We start from the raw sequence: 3,640 nt of genomic DNA, 5'->3' as shown, positions 1-3,640 counted from the left end.
CGCTCCTGGAGATCGGCGGCGCCTGGCTCGTCTGGCAAGGCGTCCGCGAACACCGCGGCCGGCTGTGGATCGGCGCCGGCGTCATGGCCCTCGGCGCCTACGGATTCGTCGCCACCCTCCAGCCCGACGCCCACTTCGGCCGCATCCTCGCCGCCTACGGCGGTGTCTTCGTCGCCGGTTCACTGGCCTGGGGCATGGTCGCCGACGGCTTCCGCCCCGACCGCTGGGACATCACCGGCGCCCTCATCTGCCTCGCCGGCATGGCAGTGATCATGTGGGCACCCCGCGGACAGTGACAACCCGCAGGCCCCGCTCGGGGCGTCTGACACAGGGCATGTCACTCAAGAATGGCCAGAGCGCGTCGCTCAGGGCGTCTCGTCGGGCAGCAGCCCCAGCTGCCCCAGGAAGTCCAGCTGGTCGAAGTACAGCCGGTAGCTGACGATCCGCCCGTCCTCCACCGACGCGATGTCCACGCCCCGGATCGTGATCTCCCGGCCCGTCGCGGGCAGCGTCTCCCCGTCGGGCAGCCGGAGCGGCCCGGTGTTGCGCCCGCTGAAGAGTCCCTCGTCGATGGCCGTATCGCCCACTTCCCAGGCCGCGAGCGACTCGAACGTGGCGTCGGGCACCGCGTCCGTCATCTGCCGCCAGTACTCGACGATGTCGTCCCGCCCCCGGACCTCGCCCGCGTCGGGCGTCACCGCGACGGCGTCCTGCGCGTACAGCTCGCCGATCACCTTGAGATCCCGCCGCGTCGTCAGCGCCTCGGTGAGCCGGTCCATGACTTCTCGTGCCTGCCCCATCGCTCCTCCTCCAGAACAGAGGATCACCCGTCTCAAGTCTCCCACCGGGGCACCGCTCGGGCTCGCGGGAGAGGCCGCGGCCACGGCCCGTCCGGAGACCGAGATCACGGACCGTCCACGGACCTGACCCGCCTATCCTGACCGGGCAGGCTTTCGACCCCTTTCATCGCGCCCGAGGAACCGAGGAGCAGCCCCCATGGCCACCGCCGCCCCGTCCGCCGCATCCCGCATCGCCGTCGTCACGGGTGCGAGCAGCGGCATCGGCGCCGCCACCGCCCGGCAGCTCGCCGCGGCCGGCTACCGCGTCGTCCTCACCGCCCGCCGCAAGGACCGCATCGAGGCACTGGCCGAGGAGATCACCGCGGCGGGCGGCTCCGCCACGGCGTACCCGCTCGACGTCACCGACCGGACCGCCGTCGACGAGTTCGCCACCGCGTTCCGCACCATCGGCGTCCTCGTCAACAACGCGGGCGGAGCACTCGGCGCCGACCCGGTCGCCACCGGCGACCCCGCCGACTGGCGCACCATGTACGAGACGAACGTCCTCGGCACCCTCAACCTCACCCAGGCCCTCCTCCCCCAGCTGATCGCGAGCGGCGACGGCACGGTCGTCGTCGTCTCCTCCACCGCCGGCCACGGCACCTACGAAGGCGGCGGAGGCTACGTCGCCGCCAAGCACGGCGCCCACGTCCTCGCCGAAACCCTCCGCCTGGAGATCGTCGGGCAGCCCGTCCGCGTCATCGAGATCGCCCCCGGCATGGTCAGGACCGACGAGTTCGCCCTCACCCGCTTCGGCGGGGACGAGGACCGCGCCGCGAAGGTCTACGAAGGCGTGGCCGAGCCCCTCACCGCCGACGACGTCGCCGAGACCATCACCTGGGCCGTGACCCGCCCCAGCCACGTCAACGTCGACCTGCTGGTCCTGCGCCCCCGCGCCCAGGCCTCCAACACCAAGGTCCACCGGGACCTGTCATGACGGACGAACGCGACGACGCACCCCCGGACACCCCCGAACGGGCGGCGGAGAAACGCCGCCTGGCCCAGGAGACCAAGGACGAACGCAAGGTCTGGTACTTCCTCGCGTACTTCCTCTTCGGCATCCACATCATCGCCTTCGTGATGATCTACGCCGTCAAACACGGGAACTGACCCCACGCCCTCACCGGTCCTCACCGGCGTGGACAGACACCTCTCCTTCGACGCCCTGCACAACTTCCGCGACCTGGGCGGCTACACCACCCCGGACGGCCGCCACCGCGTGCGCCCCGGCCGCCTCTTCCGCTCCGACTCCCTCGGCAAGCTGACCCCGGACACCCCCGACTGGGACCTCTTCCTCTCCCTCGGCATCCGCACCGTCATCGACCTGCGCCACCCCTGGGAAGCCGACCGCGCCGGCCGCGTCCCCGCCCACCCCTCCTTCACGTACCGCAACCTCAGTATCGAGCACCGCCCCTACGACCAGCCGGCCCAGACACCCGACGTCGAACCCGGCCCCTACCTGGCCGAGCGGTACATGGAAGTCGCGGAGGACGGCACCCAGGAGATCCGCGAGGCCCTGCGCCTCATCGCCGGGACGGACGCCCCCGCCGTCTTCCACTGCGCCTCCGGCAAGGACCGCACCGGCCAGCTCGCCGCCCTGGTCCTCGGCCTCCTGGGCATCGACGACGACCAGATCACCGAGGACTACACCCTCACCGAACTCGCCCGCCCGGCCCTCCTCGCCGACTGGCGCACCCGCCACAACGGCGACTCCCCCACCTGGCCGCACCACCTGCACGCCCCCGAGTCGGTCATGCGCCTCTACCTGACAGCCCTGACCACCCGCTACGGCTCCCAAGAGGCCTACGTGGAAAAGGCCTTGGGCCTGGACCCGGAGGCACTCGCCACGACCCTGCGCACGAACCTCCTGGAGCCCGCCCCCACCGCCGGATGACGACGCGGCGCATCTCCCCGTAGCGAAGGGGTCCGGGCCACCCGGCCCGGCCCCCTCGCCTCGACACCAGCCACCTGGCAGGGCCGCTCAGCCCTTCACGCAGACGAACTGCTTCAGCTTCGCCACCACCTCGACGAGGTCCCGCTGCTGATCGATGACCTGCTCGATCGGCTTGTAGGCACCCGGGATCTCGTCCACGACGCCGGAGTCCTTGCGGCACTCCACACCCCGCGTCTGCTCCTCCAGGTCCTTCGTCGTGAAGCGACGCTTGGCCGCGCTCCGGCTCATCCGCCGACCCGCCCCATGGGAAGCCGAGTTGAAGGCCTTCTCGTTCCCGAGACCCTTCACGATGTACGAACTCGTGCCCATGGAGCCGGGAATGATCCCGTACTCACCGGAACCCGCCCGGATCGCACCCTTCCGTGTGACCAGCAGGTCCATGCCCTCGTAGCGTTCCTCCGCCACGTAGTTGTGGTGGCACGAGATCTCCTGCTCGAAGGTCGGCTTCGCCTTCTTGAACTCCTTGCCGACCACGTCTTTCAGGAGCGCCATCATGATCGTGCGGTTGTACTTCGCGTACTCCTGCGCCCAGAACAGGTCATTGCGGTACGCCGCCATCTGCGGGGTGTCGGCGACGAAGACTGCGAGATCACGGTCGATCAGGCCCTGGTTGTGCGGGAGCTTCTGCGCCACGCCGATGTGGAACTCGGCGAGTTCCTTGCCGATGTTCCGGGAGCCGGAGTGCAGCGTGAGCCAGACCGCCCCCGCACCATCGAGCAGCAGCTCGATGTAGTGGTTTCCGGATCCGAGCGTTCCCATCTGCTTTACGGCGCGCTCCTGACGGAATTTGACCGAATCGGCGACCCCGTCGAACCGTCCCCAGAACCCGTCCCACCCCCCGGTCGCG

General features: G+C 70.1%; 6 protein-coding genes. 4 read left to right on the top strand and 2 right to left on the bottom strand.

The genetic code is table 11. The annotated features are described in order from the left end of the window. Positions 1-296: YnfA family protein (locus tag BZL64_RS29150; protein ID WP_425276081.1), on the top strand; the 296-nt coding region annotated here is incomplete at its 5' end. 69 nt (positions 297-365) lie between these two features. Here the strand turns inward: BZL64_RS29150 and BZL64_RS29145 are convergent. Next, complete coding sequence (locus BZL64_RS29145; RefSeq protein ID WP_086772150.1) at positions 366-800, bottom strand: ester cyclase; 435 nt, start codon at positions 798-800, stop codon at positions 366-368. Positions 801-996: 196 nt separating this feature from the next. On the opposite strand from BZL64_RS29145, the gene BZL64_RS29140 reads away from it, so the two are divergent. From BZL64_RS29140 to BZL64_RS29135, 3 genes are read left to right on the top strand one after another with little or no spacing between them, the layout of a single operon-like run. After that, on the top strand, positions 997-1,776 hold the full coding sequence (locus tag BZL64_RS29140) for an SDR family NAD(P)-dependent oxidoreductase (RefSeq protein WP_086772149.1): 780 nt from the start codon (positions 997-999) through the stop codon (positions 1,774-1,776). Then, positions 1,773-1,949 (top strand): hypothetical protein, encoded by a 177-nt coding sequence (locus BZL64_RS40330; protein ID WP_167396213.1) that lies wholly within the window; start codon positions 1,773-1,775, stop codon positions 1,947-1,949. The genes BZL64_RS29140 and BZL64_RS40330 overlap by 4 nt, the downstream gene beginning before the upstream one ends. A 28-nt stretch (positions 1,950-1,977) precedes the next feature. After that, a complete protein-coding gene (locus BZL64_RS29135; RefSeq protein WP_086772148.1) occupies positions 1,978-2,733 on the top strand; it encodes a tyrosine-protein phosphatase in 756 nt (251 codons plus the stop codon). 87 nt (positions 2,734-2,820) lie between these two features. Here the strand turns inward: BZL64_RS29135 and BZL64_RS29130 are convergent. Next, positions 2,821-3,640, bottom strand: an 820-nt coding sequence (locus tag BZL64_RS29130) for an RtcB family protein (RefSeq protein ID WP_107430365.1), incomplete at its 5' end; no start/stop codon positions are given.

The organism is Streptomyces bobili, from assembly GCF_002154575.1.
GTDB lineage: Bacteria > Actinomycetota > Actinomycetes > Streptomycetales > Streptomycetaceae > Streptomyces > Streptomyces bobili.
The sequence above is the reverse complement of the archived record's forward strand: the minus strand, read 5'-3'. Positions and strand labels throughout refer to the sequence as shown.